This window comes from Pseudomonas sp. DR208 (genome assembly GCF_019823005.1).
In the GTDB taxonomy this organism is placed as follows: Bacteria; Pseudomonadota; Gammaproteobacteria; order Pseudomonadales; family Pseudomonadaceae; genus Aquipseudomonas; species Aquipseudomonas extremorientalis.
This window is the reverse complement of sequence record NZ_CP081944.1, coordinates 5413022-5434573: the sequence shown is the minus strand read 5'-3', so window position 1 is coordinate 5434573 and position 21552 is coordinate 5413022. Positions and strand designations below refer to the sequence as shown.

Below are 21552 nucleotides of genomic sequence, written 5' to 3'. Positions count from 1 at the left end.
AAGCTGTTTGTAATGGGCTCAAGCGCTGGTTTTGCGGTCGCTGGTTGAGGTCGCTGCGCTCATTTTTGCAAGAGTCTTATGTCTTGGTTTCTTAAGCTCGTCCAAGCGGCGAGAGGCGTTTTGTTATGAAGTTCGTTGATGAAGTTTCCATCCGAGTAAAAGCAGGCGACGGCGGTAACGGTTGCATGAGTTTCCGTCGCGAAAAATTCATCGAAAACGGTGGCCCCAACGGCGGTGACGGCGGTGACGGCGGTTCCATCTACATGATGGCCGACGAAAACCTCAACACCCTGGTCGACTACCGTTACACCCGGCACTTCGATGCCGAGCGTGGCTCCAACGGCGGCAGCACCGACTGCACCGGTAAAAAAGGCGAAGACCTGGTACTGCGCGTACCGGTCGGCACCACGATCATCGACTCTGCGACCCAGGAAGTGATTGGCGACCTGACCAAGGCTGGCCAGAAGCTGATGGTAGTGCAGGGCGGCTGGCACGGTCTGGGTAACACCCGATTCAAGTCCAGTACCAACCGTGCACCGCGCCAGACCACGCCAGGCAAGCCGGGCGAGCAGCGTGACCTCAAGCTGGAAATGAAGGTGCTCGCCGACGTGGGCCTGCTGGGCCTGCCGAACGCCGGTAAAAGTACCTTCATCCGTTCGGTCTCGGCCGCCAAGCCGAAAGTCGCCGACTACCCGTTCACCACTCTGGTGCCGAACCTGGGCGTGGTCAGCGTCGACCGTTGGAAAAGCTTCGTGATCGCCGACATTCCCGGTCTGATCGAAGGTGCCTCCGATGGCGCAGGCCTGGGCATCCGCTTCCTCAAGCACTTGTCGCGTACCCGTTTGCTGTTGCACCTCGTGGACATGGCGCCGCTGGATGACACCAGTGCACCGGACGCCGCCGAAGTGATCGTCAGCGAACTGACCAAGTTCAGCCCGTCCCTGGCCGAGCGTGATCGTTGGCTGGTGCTGAACAAGTGCGACCAGATCCTCGAAGAAGAGCACGAAGAGCGCGTCAAGGAAATCGTCGATCGCCTGGAGTGGGAAGGCCCGGTCTACGTGATCTCGGCCATTGCCAAAGAAGGCACCGAGCGCCTGACTCGCGACATCATGCGTTATCTCGAAGACCGTGCCGACCGCCTGGCGGCCGACCCGGTATTCAAGGCAGAGCTGGCCGAACTCGACCAGCGCATCGAAGACGAGGCACGTGCTCAACTGCAGGCTCTGGACGACCAGCGCGCCCTGCGCCGCAGCGGCGTGAAGTCGGTCCATGACATCGGCGACGACGATTGGGACGAAGAAGACGTGGATGATGAAGACGGTCCTGAAATCATTTACGTGCGCGACTGAGTCGTTGCGATAAACTTGAACGCCGCTCCTTATAGAGCGGCGTTTTAGTATCCGGGTTTAACGTTATGGGCCGCGCTGGGTCGCGCAGCCCTCAATCTAAGGTTGAAGATGATGCGGAGCAAAGTGACAGGTGCGCAGCGCTGGGTCGTAAAGATCGGCAGTGCGTTGCTGACGGCGGATGGCAAGGGGCTGGATCGCGCGGCCATGAGCGTCTGGGTCGAGCAGATGGTGGCCTTGCATGAGGCCGGCGTAGAGTTGGTGCTGGTGTCGTCCGGTGCGGTTGCCGCCGGGATGAGCCGCCTCGGCTGGACCGCGCGACCCAGCGCGATGCACGAACTGCAAGCCGCCGCCGCCATCGGCCAGATGGGCCTGGTGCAAGCCTGGGAATCCAGCTTTGCCGAGCACGGTCGCCATACGGCGCAGATCCTGCTGACCCACGACGACCTGTCCGACCGCAAGCGCTACCTCAATGCCCGCAGCACCCTGCGCGCGCTGGTGGAGCTCAAGGTCATCCCGGTGATCAACGAGAACGACACGGTGGTCACCGACGAAATCCGCTTCGGCGACAACGACACCCTGGCCGCCCTGGTGGCCAACCTGGTGGAAGCCGACCTCTTGGTGATCCTCACCGACCGCGACGGCATGTTCGACGCCGACCCGCGTAACAACCCTGACGCCCAGTTGATCTACGAAGCCCGTGCCGATGACCCGGCGCTGGACGCCGTGGCCGGCAGCGTTGGCGGCGCCCTGGGACGCGGCGGCATGCAGACCAAGCTGCGGGCTGCACGCCTGGCGGCACGTTCCGGTGCGCACACCATCATCGTCGGTGGGCGCATCGAACGTGTGCTGGATCGCCTCAAGGCCGGTGAGCGCATCGGGACGCTGCTGTCGCCGGAACGCGGCATGCTCGCGGCGCGCAAACAGTGGCTGGCCGGTCATCTGCAAACCCGTGGCACCCTGGTGCTGGACGATGGCGCCGTTTCGGCGCTGTCCCAAGGCAACAAGAGCCTGCTGCCGGTGGGCGTCAAGTTGGTGCAGGGCAGCTTCCGCCGTGGCGAGATGGTGGTGTGCGTGGCGCCGGACGGTCGCGAGATCGCCCGGGGCCTGGCCAACTACAGCGCGCTGGAAGCCCAGAAAATTATTGGACAATCCTCCGATGCGATTGTCGGACTCTTGGGTTACATGGCCGAACCGGAACTGGTTCACCGCGATAACCTGATCCTGGTCTAACCAAAGGAATACACCATGCGTGTCATGAAGGGATTGCTCGGCCTGCTGCTGGCCATGCCGTTGCTGGCCTCGGCCGAGGAAATCGGCCAAGTGTCGACGGTGTTCAAGTTTGTCGGGCCCAACGACCGGATCGTCGTCGAAGCCTTTGACGACCCCAAGGTCGACGGCGTGACTTGCTACCTGTCCCGTGCCAAGACCGGCGGCGTGAAAGGCGGCCTGGGCCTGGCCGAAGATCGCGCCGAAGCCTCGATTGCCTGCCGCCAGGTAGGGCCGATCCGCTTCAAGGGCGAACTCAAGGACGGCGACGAAGTGTTCAAGGAGCGCACCTCGCTGGTGTTCAAGACCATGCAGGTGGTGCGCTTCCTCGACAAGAAGCGCAACACTCTGGTGTACCTGGTCTACAGCGACCGCCTGATCGAAGGCAGCCCGCAGAACGCCGTGACGGCGATTCCGATTTTGCCCTGGCCGACCGCTCAGTAACCTGCAGGCGAGTTTTGCAATCGGCGTCTATGATTGCAGGCTTGCGGGCTGTAATCTCGAAGTGCCGCAATGTGAAGAACATGGGATATCTGGAGTTCGTCATGAGTGCTTTCCACGACCTGAAACTCAAAGCTTTGGACGGACAAGAGCTGCCGCTGGCGCCCTTCAAGGGGCAAGTGGTGCTGGTGGTCAACGTGGCCTCCAAATGTGGCTTGACCCCGCAATATGCGGCACTGGAAAACCTCTACCAGCAATACAAGGACCAGGGGTTTACCGTGCTTGGCCTGCCGTGCAATCAATTTGCTGGCCAGGAGCCAGGGACAGAAGAAGAGATCCAGGAGTTCTGCAGCCTGAACTACGGGGTGACCTTCCCGTTGGGCAGCAAACTTGAGGTCAACGGTCCTGACCGTCACCAGTTGTACCGCCTGCTGGCGGGCGAGGGCGCTGAGTTTCCTGGGGATATCACCTGGAACTTCGAAAAATTCCTGCTGGGCAAGGATGGGCGAGTGCTCGCGCGCTTCTCCCCACGCACTGCACCGGATGACCCGACAATTGTCCAGGCCATCGAAAAAGCCCTCAGCTAAGCGCTGCAGTTGTAATGAGCGGGCTTGTCCCGCGCTGGGCTGCGAAGCAGCCCCGACCGGCCATCACTTTTACCCCTTAATCACCCAGATCAATAGTGCTACCCAGCACCTTGCACTCCCCATATTATCCACATCATAAATCCCGTCTTCCGTGGAGTGCCCCCATGCCTGTCCAAGCCTTGTTCAAACCGTTCCAGCTCGGCGCATTGCAACTGTCGACCCGCGTCGTCATGGCGCCGATGACCCGCTCGTTCTCGCCGGGTGGCGTGCCCAACTCCAAAGTGATTGAGTACTACCGCCGCCGCGCCGCTGCCGGTGTGGGGCTGATCATCACCGAAGGCACCGTGGTCGGCCACCAGGCCTCCAACGGTTACCCCAATGTCCCGCACTTCTACGGTGAAGCCGCCCTGGCCGGCTGGAAGAAAGTGGTCGACGCGGTACACGCCGAAGGCGGCAAGATCGTCCCGCAACTGTGGCATGTAGGCAGCGTGCGCCGTATCGGCACTGAACCTGACGCCAGCGTACCGGCCTACGGCCCGATGGAGAAGCTCAAGGATGGCAACGTGGTCGTGCATGGCATGACCCAGCAAGACATCAAGGACGTGATCAACGCCTTCGCCCAAGCCGCCAAGGATGCCCAGAGCATCGGCATGGACGGCGTTGAGATCCACGGTGCCCACGGCTATCTGGTCGATCAGTTCTTCTGGGAAGGCAGCAACCAGCGCAACGACGAATACGGTGGCAGCCTGGCCAACCGCTCGCGCTTTGCCATCGAGCTGATCCAGGCTACCCGTGCTGCCGTCGGCCCGGAATTTCCGATCATCTTCCGTTTCTCCCAATGGAAGCAGCAGGACTACACCGCGCGTCTGGTGCAAACTCCCGAGGCGCTGGGCGAGTTTCTCAAGCCGTTGTCTGATGCGGGCGTAGACATTTTCCACTGCTCCACTCGGCGTTTCTGGGAGCCGGAATTCGAAGGGTCCGACCTCAACCTGGCCGGCTGGACCCGCCAGCTCACCGGCAAGCCGACCATCACCGTGGGCAGCGTGGGCCTGGATGGTGAGTTCCTTCAGTTCATGGTCAACACCGACAAAGTCGCGCAACCGGCCAGCCTGGAAAAACTGCTGGAGCGCTTGAACAACGACGAGTTTGACCTGGTCGCCGTGGGCCGTGCCCTGTTGGTGGACCCGGATTGGGCGTTGAAGGTGCGCGAGGGTCGCGAGGGCGACATCCTGCCGTTCAGTCGTGAGGCGTTGATGACGCTGGTGTGAGTGGCTGGGCTCCCTGTGATTACACAGGGAGCTTTATGCTGTCGGGCGTTAGTACTGCGGCCCCTTGTACAGTTCTTTTGTGTGATCGGTTTTGTTCAGGTCTTTATGCCCCGGTTGGCCGTAGACAGGAGGTTCTGCCCGAGATTTATCCATCCATTGTTGCTGGCGCGCCCATTCGGCGTTTGGCATGTTGACGCCATTACGTACACCCATTCCGTAAGCTGACATGTACCTTACCTCCATTATTGAAAGCCCTGCTCAGATAGCAGGTATCAATAATTGGTATGCAGCATTAAGCAGTTCCTGATTTAAATATCAGGAAAGACATATTGATTCATCGCACATAAGGCTGTGTAGGAAGCGCGAGGCTTTCATCACATGCGCCGCGTAACTGATGCTCAAACTGCTCGATAATCGCCGGCCAGCCCTGGCGGCTCGCATGCTGGCGTGCATTCAGACGCATGCGGCGCAGGCTTTCAGCGTCCTCCAGCAGCCAATTGGCGGCCTCGCAAAACGCGTTCTCGTCTCCGGGCATCGCCAGCACGCCGTTGTAGCCGTGGCGGATATGCTGGCTTGCAGCGGCCTGGTCATAAGCCACCACCCCCAATCCTGATGCCATGGCCTCCAACACCACGTTGCCGAAGGTTTCGGTGAGGCTGGGGAAGAGGAACACATCGCCCGATGCGTAATGCCGCGCCAGTTCCTCTCCGCGCAAGGTGCCGCAGAAAATCGCCTCCGGCAATTCCTTCTCCAGCGTCGCCCGCTGCGGGCCATCACCCACGATGATGAGTTTCATCTGGCGCAGTGGATAGGTGTCCTGCAAGGTCTCGAAGCAGCGCTTGAGCAACCCCAGGTTTTTCTCCTGCGCCAGTCTGCCCACATAGAGCACGGCGGTTTGCTCACTGTTCAACGCCCAACTTTCCCGCAGCGCATTGTCGCGTTTGGCGGGATGGAACAGTTGGCTGTCCACTCCGCGCGACAACATCCCCAGACGCTCGAAATGCCGGCGCTCCAGCTCCAGGCGCTGGCTGGCGCTGGGTACCAGGGTCAGCGTCGAACGGTTGTGGAACCAGCGCAGATAGTGCGTGACCATCCGGCTCAGCATGCTCAAGCCGTACTGGTTCGAGTACTGCTGGAAGTTGGTGTGAAAGCCGCTGACCACACTGATCCCCAGGCGCCGGGCCGCACGCAGGGCAGACAAGCCCAGGGGCCCTTCCGTGGCGATGTAGAGCACGTCCGGACGCTGACGGGTCCAGCGCCGCAGCAACTTGTGCATCGACGACTGCCCCCACTGCAGGCCAGGATATCCCGGCAGCGGCCAGCCACGGCATAGCAATAACGCGTCGTCGCTGGGACGGCTCTGGTCGACGCCCTGGCGCGGTCGCACCAGTTCGACTTGATGGCCACGCGCCCGCAAACCCTCGCACAGGCGACCAAGGGTATTGGCCACCCCGTTGATCTCTGGCGGGAAGGTTTCGGTGATGAGGGTGATGTGAAGCGAAGCTGTCGTCATGACCCACAGTGTCTCTGTGGGCCATGTCGTCATTGTGTCATCGAGATGATGGATTTATGACTGGGTCACTTTTTGCTGCGCCGCCATCGCCTCGGCCCCTTGTTCGCGTACCCAGAACAGCGTCGCCCCGGCTACTGCCGCCGGCATCATCAGCAGGTTGACCACCGGCACCAGCAACACCAGGTAAACGATGCCGCCGAAGCTCATGCTCTGCCAGCGCTTCTGGCGCAGCCAGGCGAGCATTTCGTTCCAGCCCAGCTTGTGGTTGTCGGCCGGGTAGTCGATGTACTGGATCGCCATCATCCACACGCCAAACAGCAACCACAGCGGTGCGGCGACCAGATTGACCACCGGAATAAACGACAGGATAAACAGGCCGATGGCCCGTGGCAGGAAGTAGCCCAGCTTGCGCATCTCCCGGGCGAGGGTGCGCGGTACCATCGCGATCAGCTCGCCCCAACTGAAGGCTGGGAAGTCATCGGTGCCGCGCACCACCACTTCCACCTTCTCCGAGAGAAAGCCGTTGAAGGGGGCGGCGATGATGTTGGCGAGCATGGTGAAGGTGAAAAACACCATTAACACCACCAGCACCACGAACAATGGCCAGAGCAGGTAGTTCAGGAAGCCCAGCCAGCTCGGCAGCGTCGGCATCAGGTGGTCGACCCACAGGCTGAACTGATGACCGGCAAAATAGATCAAGCCGACGAACAGCACCAGGTTGATCGCCAGTGGCAGCAGCACAAACAGACGCAGGCCTGGGCTCAACACCAGTTTGAGGCCTTCGCGCAGGTATTGCGGGCCGGAAAGAGCAGGGGCGGGCATGGAGAACTCCGAGCAAAAGGGCGAACGCGCCGACCTTACCGGCTTTACATCGCAGGCGAAAGCCGCGACATCAGCCGTAACAAACCTGTCGATCAGTCGGGCCAACTACATAGTGACCGTCTATGAGCTGGATTGTTATTCCGTATTTCCTTAATCTTGCCCCCCTCGATACGCTGCACCCATTATTTTTCAGGGCCTGCGAGTTCAAGCCTTCCCCAAGTGCTTCGTGGTCCCTTTTTTATTCCAGCCGCCTTGTAGTCCGGGCGGTCGACAGGAGTGAGTCATGTCTGATACCCGTCATTCGCGAGTGATTATTCTCGGTTCCGGCCCTGCCGGTTACAGCGCCGCTGTCTACGCTGCCCGGGCCAACCTCAAGCCGCTGCTGATCACCGGCATGCAGGCGGGCGGTCAATTGACCACCACCACCGAAGTCGACAACTGGCCGGGCGACGTCCACGGCCTGACCGGCCCGGTGCTGATGGAGCGCATGAAAGAACACGCCGAACGCTTTGAAACCGAGATCGTGTTTGATCACATCAACAAGGTCGACTTTTCCAAGAAGCCTTACAGCCTGACCGGCGACAGCGGCGTATACACCTGTGACGCACTGATCATCGCTACTGGCGCCAGCGCTCGTTACCTGGGCCTGCCGTCGGAAGAAACGTTCATGGGCAAGGGCGTTTCCGCCTGCGCGACCTGCGACGGTTTCTTCTACCGCAACAAACCGGTCGCCGTGGTCGGTGGTGGCAACACCGCCGTGGAAGAGGCGCTGTACCTGGCCAACATCGCCAGCACCGTGACCCTGGTCCACCGCCGCGAGACCTTCCGCGCCGAGAAGATCCTGATCGACAAGCTGCATGCCCGTGTCGCCGAAGGCAAGATCATCCTCAAGCTCAACGCCACCCTGGACGAAGTCCTGGGAGACAACATGGGCGTGACCGGTGCCCGCCTGAAGAACAACGATGGCAGCTTCGACGAGCTGAAAGTCGACGGCGTGTTCATCGCCATCGGCCACACCCCGAACACCTCGCTGTTCGAAGGTAAGCTGGAAGCCAAAGACGGCTACCTGGTGGTGCAGGGCGGCCGTGAAGGCAATGCCACCGCGACCAACATTGAAGGTATCTTCGCCGCCGGTGACGTGGCCGACCACGTCTACCGCCAGGCCATCACCTCGGCCGGCGCCGGTTGCATGGCGGCACTGGATGCCGAGCGTTACCTCGACGGCCTGCAGAACGCTTCGTTCTAACCAACGCCGCAAAACAACTGTGGGAGGGGGCAAGCCCCTCCCACATTTTGTTTCAGGTCTGGCTCAGGATTTTCGAGTCAGAGGTTGGGCGGTGAACTTCACACCGGCCAAGCCGTTTGCGATCAATGCACGGATATTGCCGTGGTCACTGCCCTCAGGCGTCGCCACTACCGAACGGTAATGCTCACCAAACGCCAGCAGCGCTTCCTGCTCGCTCAGCCCTTCCAGCACTGCCAGGCCCAGCGTCTTGCACGACCCTTCGTTCTGCCCGGCGGCATTCTCTACCGCGCCATTGGTGAACGCCTGTGGCTGGTACTCATAACCGGCAGCGACAAACGCCAGGGTATCGGCAAAAACGTGTTCGCCGCTGTTGAGGCTGGCGCGCAGGGTATTCAAATCATTCATGGGGTTTTCCTTGGGCGAACGCCGCCTGTTGATCGGCGCTGGCTTCTTTCTGGTATTGGGTTTTCCACTCGGCGTACGGCATGCCGTAGACCACTTCACGGGCGTCATCCAGGCTCAGCTCGATCTGGCGCGCGTCGGCCTCGGCCTTGTACCACTTCGACAAGCAATTGCGGCAGAAACCGGCGAGGTTCATCAGGTCGATGTTCTGCACATCCTTGCGGCTGTCCAGATGCGCCACCAGCCGGCGGAAGGCGGCGGCTTCGAGTTCGAGGCGTTGTTGGTCGTTCATAAGGTTCACGCAAATCTCAGGGGTTAACGGCTGGCCGCCAGGGTAATCGAAACCGACTCGGCAAAACGCAACGCATGGGGCTTGTCCACTTCCACTTCGGCGTACAGCACCGACTCATTGCTCATCACCAGGTCCAGCAACTCCTGGGTCAGACGCTCCAGCAGGGCAAAACGATTGCCTTCGACATGGGCGATGATCGCCTTGGTGATGGTGCGGTAGTTCAGCGCGTGGTCGATGTCGTTGTCGCGCACGGCTTCCTGGGCGGCATACAGGATGGTCAGGTTGATCAGCACATCCTGCTTGTTGAGGATTTCGTCCTCGTTGATGCCGATGAAGGTGCGCAGGCACAGGTCCTTGACCCGGATGCGCGCCATGCCTGGTTGAAGTTGTGGCATTGCTACTTGCTCCGTCCGATCAGTTGCAGGAACTCCATGCGCGTGGTGTTCGACTCGCGGAACGCGCCGAGCATCACCGAGGTGTTCATGGTTGAATTCTGTTTTTCCACACCGCGCATCATCATGCACATGTGCTTGGCTTCGATGACCACGGCCACGCCGGCGGCCTGGGTCACTTCCTGGATGGCGTCGGCGATTTGCCGCGTGAGGTTTTCCTGGATCTGCAGGCGGCGGGCGAACATGTCGACGATGCGCGCCAGCTTCGACAGGCCCAGCACCTTGCCGGTCGGGATATAGGCGACGTGGGCCTTGCCGATAAAGGGCAGCAGGTGGTGCTCGCACAGCGAGTACAACTCGATGTCCTTGAGGATCACCATCTCGTCATTGTCAGAGGCAAACAGCGCGCCGTTGACGATTTCTTCCAGGTTCTGCTCGTAGCCATGACACAGGTATTGCATGGCCTTGGCGGCACGCTTGGGGGTATCGAGCAGGCCTTCGCGCTCGGGGTCTTCGCCCAAGCCCTTGAGGATCTCGCGGTAATGGTGGGGCAGGGATAAGGTCATACAACATCCTCAAAAGCGGCTTACTTGATATGCCGCCCGCCGTTGACGGTCAGGGTGGTACCGGTGACATAAGGGTTATCCAGCAGGTAACGCACGCTCTGGTAGATCACCTCGGGCCCGGGCTCGATGCCCAGTGCGGACTTGGCCAGTACCTTGGCGCGGTAGGCGTCGTCGTCGCCGTCGTTGAACATCACCATCGCCGGGGCGATGCCGTTGACCTTGATCAACGGCGCCAATTGCGCGGCAAACGACAACGTCAGGCTGTCGAGCCCGGCCTTGGTGGCGCAATAGGCGATGTGCTGGCGGCTGCCCTTGCGCACCACGTCGTCGCTGATGTGCACGATGTCGGCCGGTGTCGAGCGTTGCAGCAAGGGTGAACAATGCAGGTTGATCAGGTACGGCGCAAGCATGTGCACGCTGAACATGTCGGTAAACGCGCGACTTTCGTCGTCGGGGGATTCCGCTATCCAGGCCGAGGCGTTATGGATAATCGCACGCAGGCTCTGGGTATGGGTGTTCAGCTCAGCGATAAACGCCAGGATACCGGCCTCGCTGGAGAAGTCGGCAAACACTGCGATCGCCCCACGCTCGCGCAACGCCTGCACGCCGGGCCGTTCGCTGCGATAGCTGAAAATCACCGGGTGGCCGTCGTCAAGCAAACGCTGGGCGCAATGCAGGCCGACACGCTGGCCGGCGCCGGTGATCAGGATCGGGGCGTTCGTTGCAGTCATGGGAGGCTCGAGTCGCTGGCAGGTTGAAACTATACCAGCGACCGAGCACCCCTGTATTCACGCCGCGGCTTCGGTAGCCTTGCGCGGTGCAGGGGCAGGATGCAGCCAGTTTGCCAACAGGTGGGTCGACAGTGGGATGAACCAGTAGACCATCAGTGGCGTCAGCGCCATGGTACTGACCAGCACGCGCGGTGCCAGGTCCAGTTCGCTCAGCAGTGGGTTCAGGACAAAGTTGAACAGCAGCGACACCGGGAAAAACGCCAGCCAGATTGCTACAGCCTGCTTCCAGCGAGGTGGGCGCGCGCCCACGGCGCCGAACCAGCCATCGATGCCACGTACGCGATGCTCCGACGGGTCGGCAAACAAGTCGCTGCCACGGCTCAGCCACGCACTGCGCGACGCGGAAAACTCCCAGGCATGCAGGGTCTTCTCATCGGCAAAGCGGAAAATGATCTGGAATTCATCATCGTTGGGCGGCGGTGCCAGGACGCCTGAGCCCAGGTAGCCGGGAAAGTCCGTGGCCAATTGCTCGCCTTCGCGCAGCCAGGCCATCAGTTCTTCATAGCGACCCTTGGCCACGCGACGTGCAACCATCAGGGTGACGGGAGAGGTAGACATTGTGTATCTCCAAATAGTGGGCGCTCGTGACCGGGTAGGTACGACACCAGGTGCAGCTGCGGGGTGATGCGGCTGCGCCTTGAAAAAGCAGGCAAGGATTATTCCTGTTTTGCTGAAATACGCCAGACACTTCTGTCGGTTCGCCCCGTGGCTTGAATCGTTCAACCGAATAAGCGTTAAATAGGATCCAAATCGACACGGATGTTCTTGACCTCTGATGCCCGAAACTATTGCTCCGCAGCGCGAAACGACCCTTGACCGCGTCGCTGTTTCCGATGATCTATTGCCGATTCGAGAAGTCGCTCGGCTGACGGGCGTCAACCCGGTCACCCTGCGTGCCTGGGAAAGACGCTACGGCCTCATCCAGCCGATCCGCACCGAAAGTGGGCACCGGTTGTATTCGCGCACCGATATCGACACCGTGCACCGTATTCTCGACTGGATCGAACGTGGCGTCGCCGTGAGCAAAGTGGGCAGGCTGCTTGCGCGCGATGAGCGCATCGGCGAACCCGGCCTGGCTGGCGGGGACAGCGTGGAGCGGGCCCAATGGCACGGGCAACTGCGCAGTGCAATCAGCGCGTTCGATGATCGCCAACTGGATCGGCTGTACGGGCAGATATTTTCCGCCTACCCACTCGCCGTGGCGTTCCAGGATATTCTCATGCCGCTCTGGCAGGAACTGTTGCGTCATCAAGGCCGCTTCGGCGAGGCCAGCGAATGGCTGTTCTTCGATAATTTCCTGCGTTCGCGCACGGCGCAACGTCTGCAGGTGATAGCCGCTTCGCCGCTGCCACGGGTGCTGCTGGCGGCCATAGCCGGAGAATGTCGCGAGCTGGAATTGTTGGTCGCAGGCCTGCTGCTGACGGGGGAGAAATTCGCCGTGAAGCTACTGGGCGTAGGCCAGCCACTCGATGAGTTGACCCTGGTCTGTGAAAAGACCCAACCGCAAGCGCTGGTGCTGTTTTCCAACCGCGCCCCCGGCAGCGAACTGCCACTGCGGCTCAAGCGCCTGGCGCTGACCCTGGATTGCCCGCTGCTGCTGGCCGGTGACGCCGCGGACTTCGCCCAGGAAAGCCTGCAAGGCTCGTCAATCGGCTGCCTGGGCAACGAAGCACGATTGATGCAGCGCCGCTTGCTGCAATTCCTGAGCGGTAGCCTGGATACCTGATGTTTCAGGCGTGCACTTCGGGATGGACCAGGCGGTGCTGGTGCAGGATGAACTGGCGCAGGCGCTCGGTTTCATCGACGTCGTCCTGGCTGAGCCGGTAAGCGAACAGGCCGCGTGCGGTTTCCCGTTCGAACGTTCCGCGCAGCGCAATGCGCTCATAGCCGGAAGGGCTGAACCACAGCGAAAAGGTTTTCGGCGGCTTGAGCCGGCCACGGATCTCCACCAGCACCCCTTTGAACGACACTTCATGCACCCACAACGCGCCCGTGCCGCCCTTGATATTCTCCAGGGCCACCGGCGTTTCGAGCGCCAGGCGCCACGGCCGGATCATCGGCCCATCCTCGAAAATACTCGGCACGCCCAGGCGCAGGTGCACGGCATGAAACTCATCTTCCACCAGGTGCAGCGGGAAGGTGAGTTGCTGATTGTCGAACTGCGCCTGGATGGTGACGTGATCGTGGGCCGCCAGGCGCGTAAGAAGATCGCGAATCTGCGCACCGCCGTTGACTGTCAGGCTCGATGACGCATCCCGCAGGTTCAATTGCGGGTTGTGCTGCATAGTCTGGATAAAATCCAGCTCGTCCTGGGTCAGGAGTGCATCACGTTGCATGGGCTTGCTCAACGAATGTGGGAAGGCATTAAAACGCCATTATCCTCTTAATGACCGTTATTTCTAATCTTTGTTAGATCCACTGGTCGCCTTGAGTGCCGCCAGTTCGGCCTTGAGTTCGGCCACTTGCGCCTCCAGTTGAGCCACGCGCTGCTGGGCTTTGACCTGGACGCTCACATCTTTTTGCACGCCGACGCAATAAGTCTGTTTATCCGCCGGGTTGTAGACCGTCGACAGCGACAGCTCATTCCAGAAATGCGTGCCGTTCTTGCGGTAGTTGCGCAGGACTTCACGGCAGTGGGTGCCCGCGGCGAGGGCTTCGCGAATGGCGATCAGGGCGGGTTGGTCGCGGTCACCGGATTGCAGGAAGCGGCAATCCTGGTAGAGGATTTCATCGCGGGTGTAGCCGGTCAGGCGCTCGAAGGCGGGATTGACGTAGATCAGTGGCAAGTCCTTGCCTTCCCGTTCAGCGATGACGATACCGTCATTCGAGGCGTCGATGACCATTTGCATCAAGTGAGCATTAATCATGCGGGGGATCCATCCATTTGGGTGTTGCAAGTCTAAGGCACCGCGCTCCATTTTCCACCCGGTATGGCGATTTTTGTAGCGGCGTTCAAGCTGTTAATATCCCACGCTTTCGCTCAACTACAGGATCAGATTGATGAAAGTCGCCATCCTTTCCGGCTCGGTCTACGGCACCGCTGAAGAAGTCGCTCGTCACGCTGCCGATATCCTCAATGCGGCCGGTTTAGAGGCCTGGCACAACCCTCGCGCCAGTCTGGCCGACGTGCAGGCGTTTGCGCCGGATGCATTTCTGGCGGTGACGTCCACCACCGGCATGGGCGAATTGCCCGACAATCTCCAACCCCTGTACTCGACGATTCGCGACCAACTGCCCGCCGCCTGGCGCGGGCTGCCCGGCGCGGTGATCGGCCTGGGCGACGCCAGCTATGGCGACACCTTCTGCGGCGGCGGCGAGCAGATGCGCAAGCTGTTTGGCGAACTGGGCGTGCGTGAAGTGCTGCCGATGCTGCGCCTGGATGCCAGCGAAAGTGTGACCCCGGAAGCCGACGCCGAGCCGTGGCTGGCTGAACTGGTCACTGCACTGCGCGCTTGACCGGAAATTCACGCAGCAACGCCAGCCAGGCCTGGGCGGCTTTCGACAGGTAGGCGCCCTCACGCCAGATAAAGGCAATGTCCCAGCGCAGGTAGTCGGGCGCCTTGAGCGTCAGGCGCACCACCCCGGGTCGCACCAGCCCACGCGCGACCACGCTGGGCAGCAGCACCACCCCCTGGCCGGCGGCGACCAATGCGGCGAGGAAGTCCGCTTGGCCGCTGCGACCGATTTCCTTCGGCGTAAAACCCAACTGTTCGCACGCCTGCAGCAGACGGTCGTTGAGCACGAAGCTGCGCTGGTACATCAGGAACGGCGTGTCGGCCAGTTCCTCCAGGCGTACCTGGGCGTTTTCCGCCAGGGGATGATCAATCGGCAACAGCGCGTCCAGGGGCTCATCGCAGAACGCTTGCCAGGCAAACGCCGGGTCGCTGGGTCTGAGGCTGCCCCCCACTTCCAGTTCACCGCTCAGGATGGCTTGCTCGATATTGCGACTGCCGCCCTCCAGCAATTGGATGGTCACGTTCGGGTAACGCCGGCGGTATTCGGCGAACAGTCCGGCAAACAAAGTATCCCCGGCCAACAACGGCAGGCCCAGGCGCAGTTCGCCTCGGGTCAACTGGTGCATATCGTCCAACTCGCTGAGCAACTCGTTTTGCAGGCGCAGCATGGCTTCGGCGCGTTGCAGGACGACTTGGCCGGCGGCGGTCAGGCGGATCTGCGAGCCGATTCGGTCGAGCAGTGGCGTGCCCAGGCTCTGCTCCAATTGCGCAACCTGTTTGCTGACGGCGGACTGGCTGATATGCAGGGTTTTGCCGGCCTGGGTAAAGCCACCCCGGTGAACCACTTCGACGAAGCTGCGCAGCTGTTTGAATTCCATGTGCGAAATTCCGGTTTGGAATAGCTGGCAGTCTAACAATTCGCTGTGGGGATGGGGCATGCCTCTTTAAAATGAAGGCCTGCGAGGACCCAAAGCCCATGAAACGTTTCACCCGTCTGTTGATTGAACTGGTCGTGCTACTGGCCATTTACCTGTTCGGCTGCCAACTGGCGATGTGGTTGACCTGGCCGATTCCCGGCGGTGTGGTGGGCCTGGGCCTGTTGTTGATGGCCTTCGCCAGCGGCCTGGTCAAACCGGCGGCCCTGCAATTGGGTGCCGGCGTGCTGATGGCTGAGATGCTGCTGTTCTTCATTCCGGCGCTGATGAGCCTGCTCGACTACGGCGGCCTGCTGCGCAATGAGGGATGGCGCATCCTGCTGGTCATCGGCTTGAGCACGTTGGCCGTGATGCTGGTGACCGCATTCACCGTGGAACTGGTGTGCCGCTGGAGGCTGCGCCATGAAGCTTGAACTGATGCCGGTGTTCTGGCTCGCCTTGACCTTGGGCACCTATATTTTCAGTCGCTGGATCTACCGTCGCACCGGGCGTTACCTGTTGTCGCCGCTGATCCTGGTGCCCGTGCTGTTGCTGGCGGTGGCCGTACCGATGAACACGGCCTACGCCGAATACTCTGCCGACACCCACTGGCTGATGCTGGTACTCGGCCCCGTCACCGTGGCGTTCGCCGTGCCGATCTGGCAACAGCGGCGGTTGCTGGCGCGTTACTGGTCGGCATTGTTGCTGGGGATGGTGGCCGGCAGCGTGGCGTCCATCGCCACCTCATTCGGCCTGGCCAAAGCGTTGGCCCTGGACAGCTCGGTGACGATGTCCCTGGTGCCACGCTCCATCACCACGCCGTTCGCCATGCCGGTGTCCTCTGACCTGGGTGGCGTGCCGGAATTGACGGCGGTGTTCGTAATGTTCACCGGCGTATTCGGTGCGATGCTCGGCGGCGTGCTGCTCAAGTGGTTGCCCCTGCGTACGCCGCTGGCGCGCGGTGCGCTGTTTGGCGTGGGCGCCCACGGTGCGGGCGTGAGCCGGGCCCATGAAGTGGGCGGCGAAGAGGGCTCGGTGGCAGGCCTTGTGATGGTCCTGACCGGCCTGCTCAACCTGTTTGCCGCGCCTTTATTGGCGGCACTTCTCTGACGTCGGTTGCGCGGATTTAAACTATTCTCAAAGCTGACCCGTACGGTCATCAAGCTGGCTGCCAAGGCAACTACGGCGGCCAGGGCGTCTGACTAGACTGGCCCATCACTCAAAAAATAATAAGAAAGTGCGCCAAGGAGGTCGTTGCCGTGAGCCTAGCCCCCGTTCCATCGCCACAGAATGTCAAAGATCAGGTCAGCGCTGCCGAGTGGCAGACCCGCGTCGACCTGGCAGCCTGCTACCGCCTGGTGGCGATGCACGGCTGGGATGACCTGATCTTCACCCATATCTCGGCCAAGGTGCCGGGCACCGATGATTTCCTGATCAACCCCTACGGGCTGATGTTTCACGAGATCACCGCGTCGAGCCTGGTCAAGGTCGACCAGGCCGGCAACAAGCTGATGGACAGCCCCTACGAGATCAACCCGGCGGGCTACACCATCCACAGCGCCATCCATGAAGTGCGCCACGACGTGACGTGCGTCCTGCACACCCACACTGCCGCGGGTGTGGCGGTGTCGGCGCAGAAGCAGGGTGTCTTGCCGATCAGCCAGCAATCGATCTTCGTGCTGTCGAGCCTGGCTTATCACGCCTACGAAGGCGTGGCGCTGAACCACGAAGAGAAGGCCCGGTTGCAGGCCGATCTTGGCCAAAATAGTTTCCTGATGCTGCACAACCACGGTCTGCTGACCTGCGGCAGCACCATCGCCGATACGTTTCTGATGATGTTTACCTTCCAGCGCGCCTGCGATATCCAGGTATTGGCGCAAAGTGGCGGCGCGCAATTGATCCCCATCGGGCCACAGATCCTCGCCGGTGCCAAGGCGATGGTGGCAGCTGTCACAAAGAGTGCTCAAGGTATGGGGGGCGCGCTGGCGTGGCCGGCGTTGCTGCGTAAATTGGACAGCCTCGATCCTGGGTATAAAACCTGATGCCTCTCGCCGAGATCCCGCTGAGTGTCTGGCGCAAACGCAGCCAGACGTTCGACTTCAACGGCCGCACTATCCGCTACTGGGTGGCGGGGCAGGGTGAGCCGTTGCTGTTGATCCATGGCTTTCCCACTGCCAGTTGGGACTGGCATTACCTGTGGCAGCCCCTGGCCCAACGCAACCTGGTGATCGCCTGCGACATGCTCGGTTTCGGCGATTCGGCCAAACCCCTCGACCACGGTTATTGCCTGCTGGAACAGGCGGATCTGCAACAGGCGTTGCTCGAGCACCTGCGCGTGGACCAGCCGGTGCACGTGCTCGCCCACGACTACGGCGACAGCGTCGCGCAGGAACTGCTGGCCCGGCACTACGAAGGTCGCTTTCACATGGCCAGCTGTGTGTTTCTCAACGGCGGGTTGTTTCCGGAAACCCACCGTCCGGCGCTGGTGCAAAAGCTGCTGCTCAGCCCGCTGGGCTGGATGATCGGTCGTGCCTTTGGGCGCAATGCCCTGGCGGACAGTTTCAACCAGATCTTCGGGCCCGACACTCGCCCCAGCGAGAGTGCCCTGGATGATTTCTGGAGCCTGATCGACTCTCATGAAGGCACGCGCATCCTGCACAAACTCATTGCCTACGTCCCCCAGCGACGGCGTCTGCGCGATCGCTGGGTCTATGCGATGCAACAGGCTGAAGTGCCGCTGCGGGTGATCGATGGCGAAATCGACCCGATCTCTGGCGCCCACATGGTGGCGCGTTACCGCGAGCTGGTGCCCCACGCCGACACAGTGCTGCTGGCCAATATCGGCCATTACCCGCAGATCGAGGCGCCGGTGCAGGTGCTCAAGCATTACCTGGCGTTTCGTGAGCGGATCGGGCGACCGACCTCGCGAATCGCCTATTCCTGAGCTGACGACTATCCCTGCGCCTTATCGAGCACCATTCAGCCCTGGCCGGCTTTATTGTGACCTGCGCCCCCGTGCCTGACACTCGACCCATTCCCATCGTCGCCATTGGAGTTCGGTATGAGTGAGTCAGTGCAGTTCCAGGATAAGGTCGTGATCGTCACCGGCGCCGGCGGCGGATTGGGCCGGGCCCATGCGCTGCTGTTCGCCAGACACGGTGCCAAAGTATTGGTCAACGATCTCGGCGGTTCCACCCAAGGTGAGGGCGCCAATGCGTCGGCGGCCGATCGGGTGGTGGCCGAGATTCGCGAAGCGGGCGGTATCGCCGAGGCCAACCACGACTCTGTCACCGACGGTGACAAGATCGTGCAGAACGCTCTCGATGCGTTCGGGCGTATCGATGTGGTGGTCAACAACGCCGGGATCCTGCGCGACAAGACGTTCCACAAAATGGAGGACAGCGACTGGGACCTGGTTTATCGGGTGCATGTCGAAGGCGCCTACAAAGTCACCCGCGCTGCCTGGCCCCATCTGCGCGAGCAAGGGTATGGCCGGGTGATCTTCACCGCATCCACCTCGGGTATCTACGGCAACTTCGGCCAGTCCAACTACGGCATGGCCAAGCTCGGCCTGTATGGGCTGACCCGCACCTTGGCGCTGGAAGGGCGCAAGAACAACATCCTGGTCAATGCCATCGCCCCCACCGGCGGTACCCGCATGACCGAAGGCCTGATCCCGCCGCAAGTGTTCGAGCGCCTCAAGCCGGAACTGGTCAGCCCGCTGGTGGTGTACCTGGGCAGCGAGGCATGCCAGGAAACCTCGGGGTTGTTTGAAGTGGGCGGCGGTTGGATCGGCAAGACCCGCTGGGAACGCAGCCTGGGCGTAGGCTTTGATCCGGAGGCGGGGTTTTCCCCCGAAGACGTGGCTGCGCACTGGCAGCAGATCTGTGACTTCGAAGGCGCTGTTCACCCCAAGGACAACATCGAGGCGTTGAAGGAAATGATGGCCAACTTGCAGAAATACAGCCTGTGATCGTTGCTTGAAAAAGCTTTAATGCTGCGGGGCGCTGATGGCGCCCCGTTTTATTCAGGGCAAAAAAAAGCCGCTGCAAACGCAGCGGCTGAAGTCAGACGTTGGATCAAGGAGCGACAAATCAACGTCAGTGAACACCGGTAACAGATTGAAAGCAGGCCTCAATCCATTTGAATCTGGCTTTTCTTCCGGTCGGGGAAGCGGGCCGTCTGCCCTGAAAGCCCGGTAAGAATAGTCGTTTGTAACAGGATGAGTAATGCCGGTTCGTGACAAGGACTGTTACTAAAACAGCAATAGTTGGACTGCGCGTCATCCATTCTCCTGATAACCCCTTATCCACCCGCTGCATGCCCGCGCCCAAACCCCGGCCAGAGCGCCTTGTCATCCTTTCGAGCGACAACACGAATACCTCCTTGGTGCGCTTATCGCTCCTGAGACGCGGCAGTAGGGTGGGGCCTTCTGTCACTCACCGGGGAAGACGCATGACAAGAACAACAATGCGCGCCATCTTCAGGCCACAGGCGCTGGCCGCTGCGGTTGCGTTGGGGTGCTGTGCCCAGGCACAGGCTGTTTCGTTCAACATTGGCGAGATCGAAGGGCAATTCGATTCTTCGCTGTCGGTGGGCGCGAGTTGGGGCATGCGCGACGCCGACAAGAAGCTGGTGAGCACCGTCAACGGCGGTACTGGCCAGGCGTCTACCGGCGATGACGGACGCCTGAACTTCAAGAAAGGCGAGACCTTTTCCAAGATCTTCAAGGGTATTCACGACCTGGAGCTCAAGTACGGTGACAGCGGCGTCTTCGTGCGCGGCAAGTACTGGTACGACTTCGAGTTGCAGGACGAGGACCGCGAGTTCAAACAGATCAGCAATCACCATCGTGACGAGGGCGCGCGTTCTTCGGGCTATGAATTGCTCGATGCCTTCGTTTATCACAACTACTCCATCGGCGATCAACCGGGCAACGTGCGCCTCGGCAAGCAAGTGGTCAGCTGGGGTGAGAGCACCTTTATCGGTAACTCTATCAACAGCATCAACCCCATCGACGTTTCGGCTTTCCGCCGCCCTGGTGCAGAGATCAAGGAAGGGCTGATCCCGGTGAATATGCTGTTCGCCTCCCAAAGCCTGACCAACCAACTGACAGTGGAAGGCTTCTACCAGCTCAACTGGGAAAACACCGTGCTGGATAACTGCGGCACCTTCTTTGGTGGGGATGTGGCGGCCCATGGCTGTAATGACAACTACACCGTGGGCAACCCGGCGATTGCGCCGTTGCAGCCCGTCGCCGCCGCGTTCGGGCAAGGCTTTCAAGTGACCCGTGAAGGGGTGATCGTGCAGCGTGCACAGGATCGTGACGCCCGTGACAGTGGCCAATTCGGTACGGCGTTGCGTTGGTTGGGGGATGACACCGAATACGGTCTGTACTTCATGAACTACCACAGCCGCACACCGACCGTGGGCACCATCACCAACAATACGAGCCTGGCCCGGCTCGGTGCGATCGCCGGTGCAGCCAATGGCATCGCGCCCGGCTCCGGCGCAGGCCTGGTCCAGAGCCTGATGCTCGGTCGTGGCCAGTACTACTTGGACTACCCGGAAGATATCCGCCTGTTCGGTGCGAGCTTCTCCACCACTTTGCCCACCGGCACGGCGTGGACCGGCGAGATCAGCTACCGCCCCAATGCCCCGGTGCAACTCAACACCACTGACCTGACCCTGGCCCTGATCAACCCGGTCGCCGGGCAACTGGCCTCGCCGATCCGCAGCAACTTCGGTGACGACAACAAAGGCTACCGGCGCAAGGAAATCACTCAGATCCAAAGCACCATGACCCAGTTCTTCGACCAGGTGCTGGGCGCCGAGCGCCTGACCCTGGTGGGCGAAGCGGCCTACGTGCACGTCGGCGGGCTGGAAGACAAATCCAAGCTGCGTTATGGCCGTGACTCGGTGTACGGCGCCTATGGCTTCCAGGGTGACACCGACGGTTTTGTCACGGCCAACTCCTGGGGTTACCGCGCCCGGGCGATCCTTGACTACAACAACGCCATTGCCGGGGTGAACCTCAAGCCCAACCTGTCCTGGTCCCATGACGTGGCGGGCTACGGCCCCAACGGCTTGTTCAACAAAGGCGCCAAGGCCATCAGCGTCGGCGTGGATGCGGATTACCGCAGCACCTACACCGCCAGCCTCAGCTACACCGACTTCTTCGGCGGCGACTACAACACCCTCACCGACCGCGACTTCATCGCCCTCAGCTTCGGCGCGAACTTCTGATC

Annotated in this window: 27 protein-coding genes; 15 read left to right on the top strand and 12 right to left on the bottom strand. The window is 61.0% G+C overall.

Annotation, left to right across the window (positions count from 1 at the left end; all coding sequences use genetic code 11):
• Positions 1 to 125: 125 nt before the first annotated feature.
• From cgtA to K5K89_RS24520, 5 genes are all read left to right on the top strand, one after another.
• Positions 126 to 1349 carry an Obg family GTPase CgtA gene (gene cgtA, locus K5K89_RS24540; protein ID WP_010206489.1) on the top strand — a complete coding sequence of 408 codons (1224 nt, stop codon included), beginning with the start codon at positions 126 to 128 and terminating at the stop codon, positions 1347 to 1349.
• A 111-nt stretch (positions 1350 to 1460) separates the two neighbouring features.
• Positions 1461 to 2579, top strand: coding sequence for a glutamate 5-kinase (gene proB / locus K5K89_RS24535; RefSeq protein WP_003176047.1), 1119 nt, complete (start codon positions 1461 to 1463; stop codon positions 2577 to 2579).
• 15 nt (positions 2580 to 2594) lie between these two features.
• Positions 2595 to 3059 (top strand): CreA family protein, encoded by a 465-nt coding sequence (locus K5K89_RS24530; RefSeq protein WP_015885841.1) that lies wholly within the window; start codon positions 2595 to 2597, stop codon positions 3057 to 3059.
• 101 nt (positions 3060 to 3160) lie between these two features.
• Positions 3161 to 3643, top strand: coding sequence for a glutathione peroxidase (locus tag K5K89_RS24525; RefSeq protein ID WP_071489177.1), 483 nt, complete (start codon positions 3161 to 3163; stop codon positions 3641 to 3643).
• A gap of 164 nt (positions 3644 to 3807) precedes the next feature.
• Positions 3808 to 4911, top strand: coding sequence for an NADH:flavin oxidoreductase (locus tag K5K89_RS24520; RefSeq protein WP_222540414.1), 1104 nt, complete (start codon positions 3808 to 3810; stop codon positions 4909 to 4911).
• A gap of 48 nt (positions 4912 to 4959) precedes the next feature.
• On the opposite strand, the gene K5K89_RS24515 is transcribed toward K5K89_RS24520, so the two are convergent.
• From K5K89_RS24515 to cysZ, 3 genes are all read right to left on the bottom strand, one after another.
• Positions 4960 to 5139, bottom strand: coding sequence for a hypothetical protein (locus K5K89_RS24515; RefSeq protein WP_071489179.1), 180 nt, complete (start codon positions 5137 to 5139; stop codon positions 4960 to 4962).
• A gap of 106 nt (positions 5140 to 5245) precedes the next feature.
• Entirely contained in the window at positions 5246 to 6424 is a 1179-nt protein-coding gene (locus tag K5K89_RS24510; protein ID WP_071489180.1) for a glycosyltransferase family 4 protein, read from the bottom strand.
• Between the two features lie 54 nt (positions 6425 to 6478).
• Complete coding sequence (gene cysZ, locus K5K89_RS24505) at positions 6479 to 7246, bottom strand: sulfate transporter CysZ (protein ID WP_071489181.1); 768 nt, start codon at positions 7244 to 7246, stop codon at positions 6479 to 6481.
• Between cysZ and K5K89_RS24500 the strand changes: the two genes are divergently transcribed.
• A complete protein-coding gene (locus K5K89_RS24500) occupies positions 7245 to 7400 on the top strand; it encodes a hypothetical protein (protein WP_165447919.1) in 156 nt (51 codons plus the stop codon). The genes cysZ and K5K89_RS24500 overlap by 2 nt on opposite strands.
• A 129-nt stretch (positions 7401 to 7529) precedes the next feature.
• Positions 7530 to 8492: a thioredoxin-disulfide reductase gene (trxB, locus tag K5K89_RS24495; protein ID WP_222540413.1), complete on the top strand. Its 963-nt coding sequence runs from the start codon at positions 7530 to 7532 to the stop codon at positions 8490 to 8492.
• A 63-nt stretch (positions 8493 to 8555) separates the two neighbouring features.
• Here trxB and K5K89_RS24490 read toward each other — a convergent pair whose 3' ends face one another.
• The 6 genes from K5K89_RS24490 to K5K89_RS24465 are packed head-to-tail and all read right to left on the bottom strand — an operon-like array spanning position 8556 to position 11493.
• Positions 8556 to 8897, bottom strand: a complete 342-nt coding sequence (locus K5K89_RS24490) for a HopJ type III effector protein (RefSeq protein WP_071489183.1) — start codon at positions 8895 to 8897, stop codon at positions 8556 to 8558.
• Positions 8890 to 9186, bottom strand: a complete 297-nt coding sequence (locus K5K89_RS24485) for a DUF1244 domain-containing protein (RefSeq protein ID WP_222540412.1) — start codon at positions 9184 to 9186, stop codon at positions 8890 to 8892. The genes K5K89_RS24490 and K5K89_RS24485 overlap by 8 nt, the downstream gene beginning before the upstream one ends.
• A 23-nt stretch (positions 9187 to 9209) precedes the next feature.
• The gene (gene folX, locus K5K89_RS24480; RefSeq protein WP_003194073.1) at positions 9210 to 9581 is read right to left on the bottom strand and encodes a dihydroneopterin triphosphate 2'-epimerase; all 372 of its coding nucleotides are present in this window, start codon (positions 9579 to 9581) and stop codon (positions 9210 to 9212) included.
• A gap of 2 nt (positions 9582 to 9583) precedes the next feature.
• Entirely contained in the window at positions 9584 to 10144 is a 561-nt protein-coding gene (gene folE, locus K5K89_RS24475) for a GTP cyclohydrolase I FolE (protein WP_024077360.1), read from the bottom strand.
• 20 nt (positions 10145 to 10164) lie between these two features.
• On the bottom strand, positions 10165 to 10875 hold the full coding sequence (gene folM, locus K5K89_RS24470; protein ID WP_093513856.1) for a dihydromonapterin reductase: 711 nt from the start codon (positions 10873 to 10875) through the stop codon (positions 10165 to 10167).
• A gap of 57 nt (positions 10876 to 10932) precedes the next feature.
• Positions 10933 to 11493, bottom strand: coding sequence for an antibiotic biosynthesis monooxygenase (locus tag K5K89_RS24465; protein ID WP_222540411.1), 561 nt, complete (start codon positions 11491 to 11493; stop codon positions 10933 to 10935).
• 217 nt (positions 11494 to 11710) lie between these two features.
• On the opposite strand from K5K89_RS24465, the gene K5K89_RS24460 reads away from it, so the two are divergent.
• Positions 11711 to 12661, top strand: coding sequence for a MerR family transcriptional regulator (locus K5K89_RS24460; RefSeq protein WP_222540410.1), 951 nt, complete (start codon positions 11711 to 11713; stop codon positions 12659 to 12661).
• A gap of 4 nt (positions 12662 to 12665) precedes the next feature.
• On the opposite strand, the gene K5K89_RS24455 is transcribed toward K5K89_RS24460, so the two are convergent.
• Both K5K89_RS24455 and K5K89_RS24450 read right to left on the bottom strand, forming a co-directional pair.
• Complete coding sequence (locus K5K89_RS24455; protein WP_071489188.1) at positions 12666 to 13271, bottom strand: hypothetical protein; 606 nt, start codon at positions 13269 to 13271, stop codon at positions 12666 to 12668.
• Between the two features lie 63 nt (positions 13272 to 13334).
• Positions 13335 to 13802, bottom strand: a complete 468-nt coding sequence (locus K5K89_RS24450; protein WP_071489189.1) for a PAS domain-containing protein — start codon at positions 13800 to 13802, stop codon at positions 13335 to 13337.
• A gap of 133 nt (positions 13803 to 13935) precedes the next feature.
• On the opposite strand from K5K89_RS24450, the gene K5K89_RS24445 reads away from it, so the two are divergent.
• Complete coding sequence (locus tag K5K89_RS24445) at positions 13936 to 14391, top strand: flavodoxin (RefSeq protein ID WP_222540409.1); 456 nt, start codon at positions 13936 to 13938, stop codon at positions 14389 to 14391.
• On the opposite strand, the gene K5K89_RS24440 is transcribed toward K5K89_RS24445, so the two are convergent.
• Positions 14372 to 15268: a LysR family transcriptional regulator gene (locus K5K89_RS24440; RefSeq protein WP_222540408.1), complete on the bottom strand. Its 897-nt coding sequence runs from the start codon at positions 15266 to 15268 to the stop codon at positions 14372 to 14374. The two genes, K5K89_RS24445 and K5K89_RS24440, sit on opposite strands and share 20 nt — an antisense overlap.
• A gap of 98 nt (positions 15269 to 15366) precedes the next feature.
• Here K5K89_RS24440 and K5K89_RS24435 point away from each other — a divergent pair, with 98 nt between their 5' ends.
• The 6 genes from K5K89_RS24435 to K5K89_RS24410 all read left to right on the top strand — a co-directional run bounded on the left by K5K89_RS24435 (position 15367) and on the right by K5K89_RS24410 (position 21550).
• On the top strand, positions 15367 to 15738 hold the full coding sequence (locus K5K89_RS24435; protein WP_222540407.1) for a CidA/LrgA family protein: 372 nt from the start codon (positions 15367 to 15369) through the stop codon (positions 15736 to 15738).
• Entirely contained in the window at positions 15728 to 16414 is a 687-nt protein-coding gene (locus K5K89_RS24430; protein ID WP_071489193.1) for an LrgB family protein, read from the top strand. Before K5K89_RS24435 ends, K5K89_RS24430 begins: the two co-directional genes overlap by 11 nt.
• A 149-nt stretch (positions 16415 to 16563) precedes the next feature.
• Entirely contained in the window at positions 16564 to 17346 is a 783-nt protein-coding gene (locus K5K89_RS24425; protein ID WP_222540406.1) for a class II aldolase/adducin family protein, read from the top strand.
• Positions 17346 to 18248, top strand: a complete 903-nt coding sequence (locus K5K89_RS24420) for an alpha/beta fold hydrolase (RefSeq protein WP_071489195.1) — start codon at positions 17346 to 17348, stop codon at positions 18246 to 18248. The genes K5K89_RS24425 and K5K89_RS24420 overlap by 1 nt, the downstream gene beginning before the upstream one ends.
• A gap of 117 nt (positions 18249 to 18365) precedes the next feature.
• A complete protein-coding gene (locus K5K89_RS24415) occupies positions 18366 to 19277 on the top strand; it encodes an SDR family oxidoreductase (protein WP_071489196.1) in 912 nt (303 codons plus the stop codon).
• Positions 19278 to 19759: 482 nt separating this feature from the next.
• Positions 19760 to 21550, top strand: coding sequence for a DUF1302 domain-containing protein (locus tag K5K89_RS24410; RefSeq protein WP_222540405.1), 1791 nt, complete (start codon positions 19760 to 19762; stop codon positions 21548 to 21550).
• Positions 21551 to 21552: the final 2 nt, after the last annotated feature.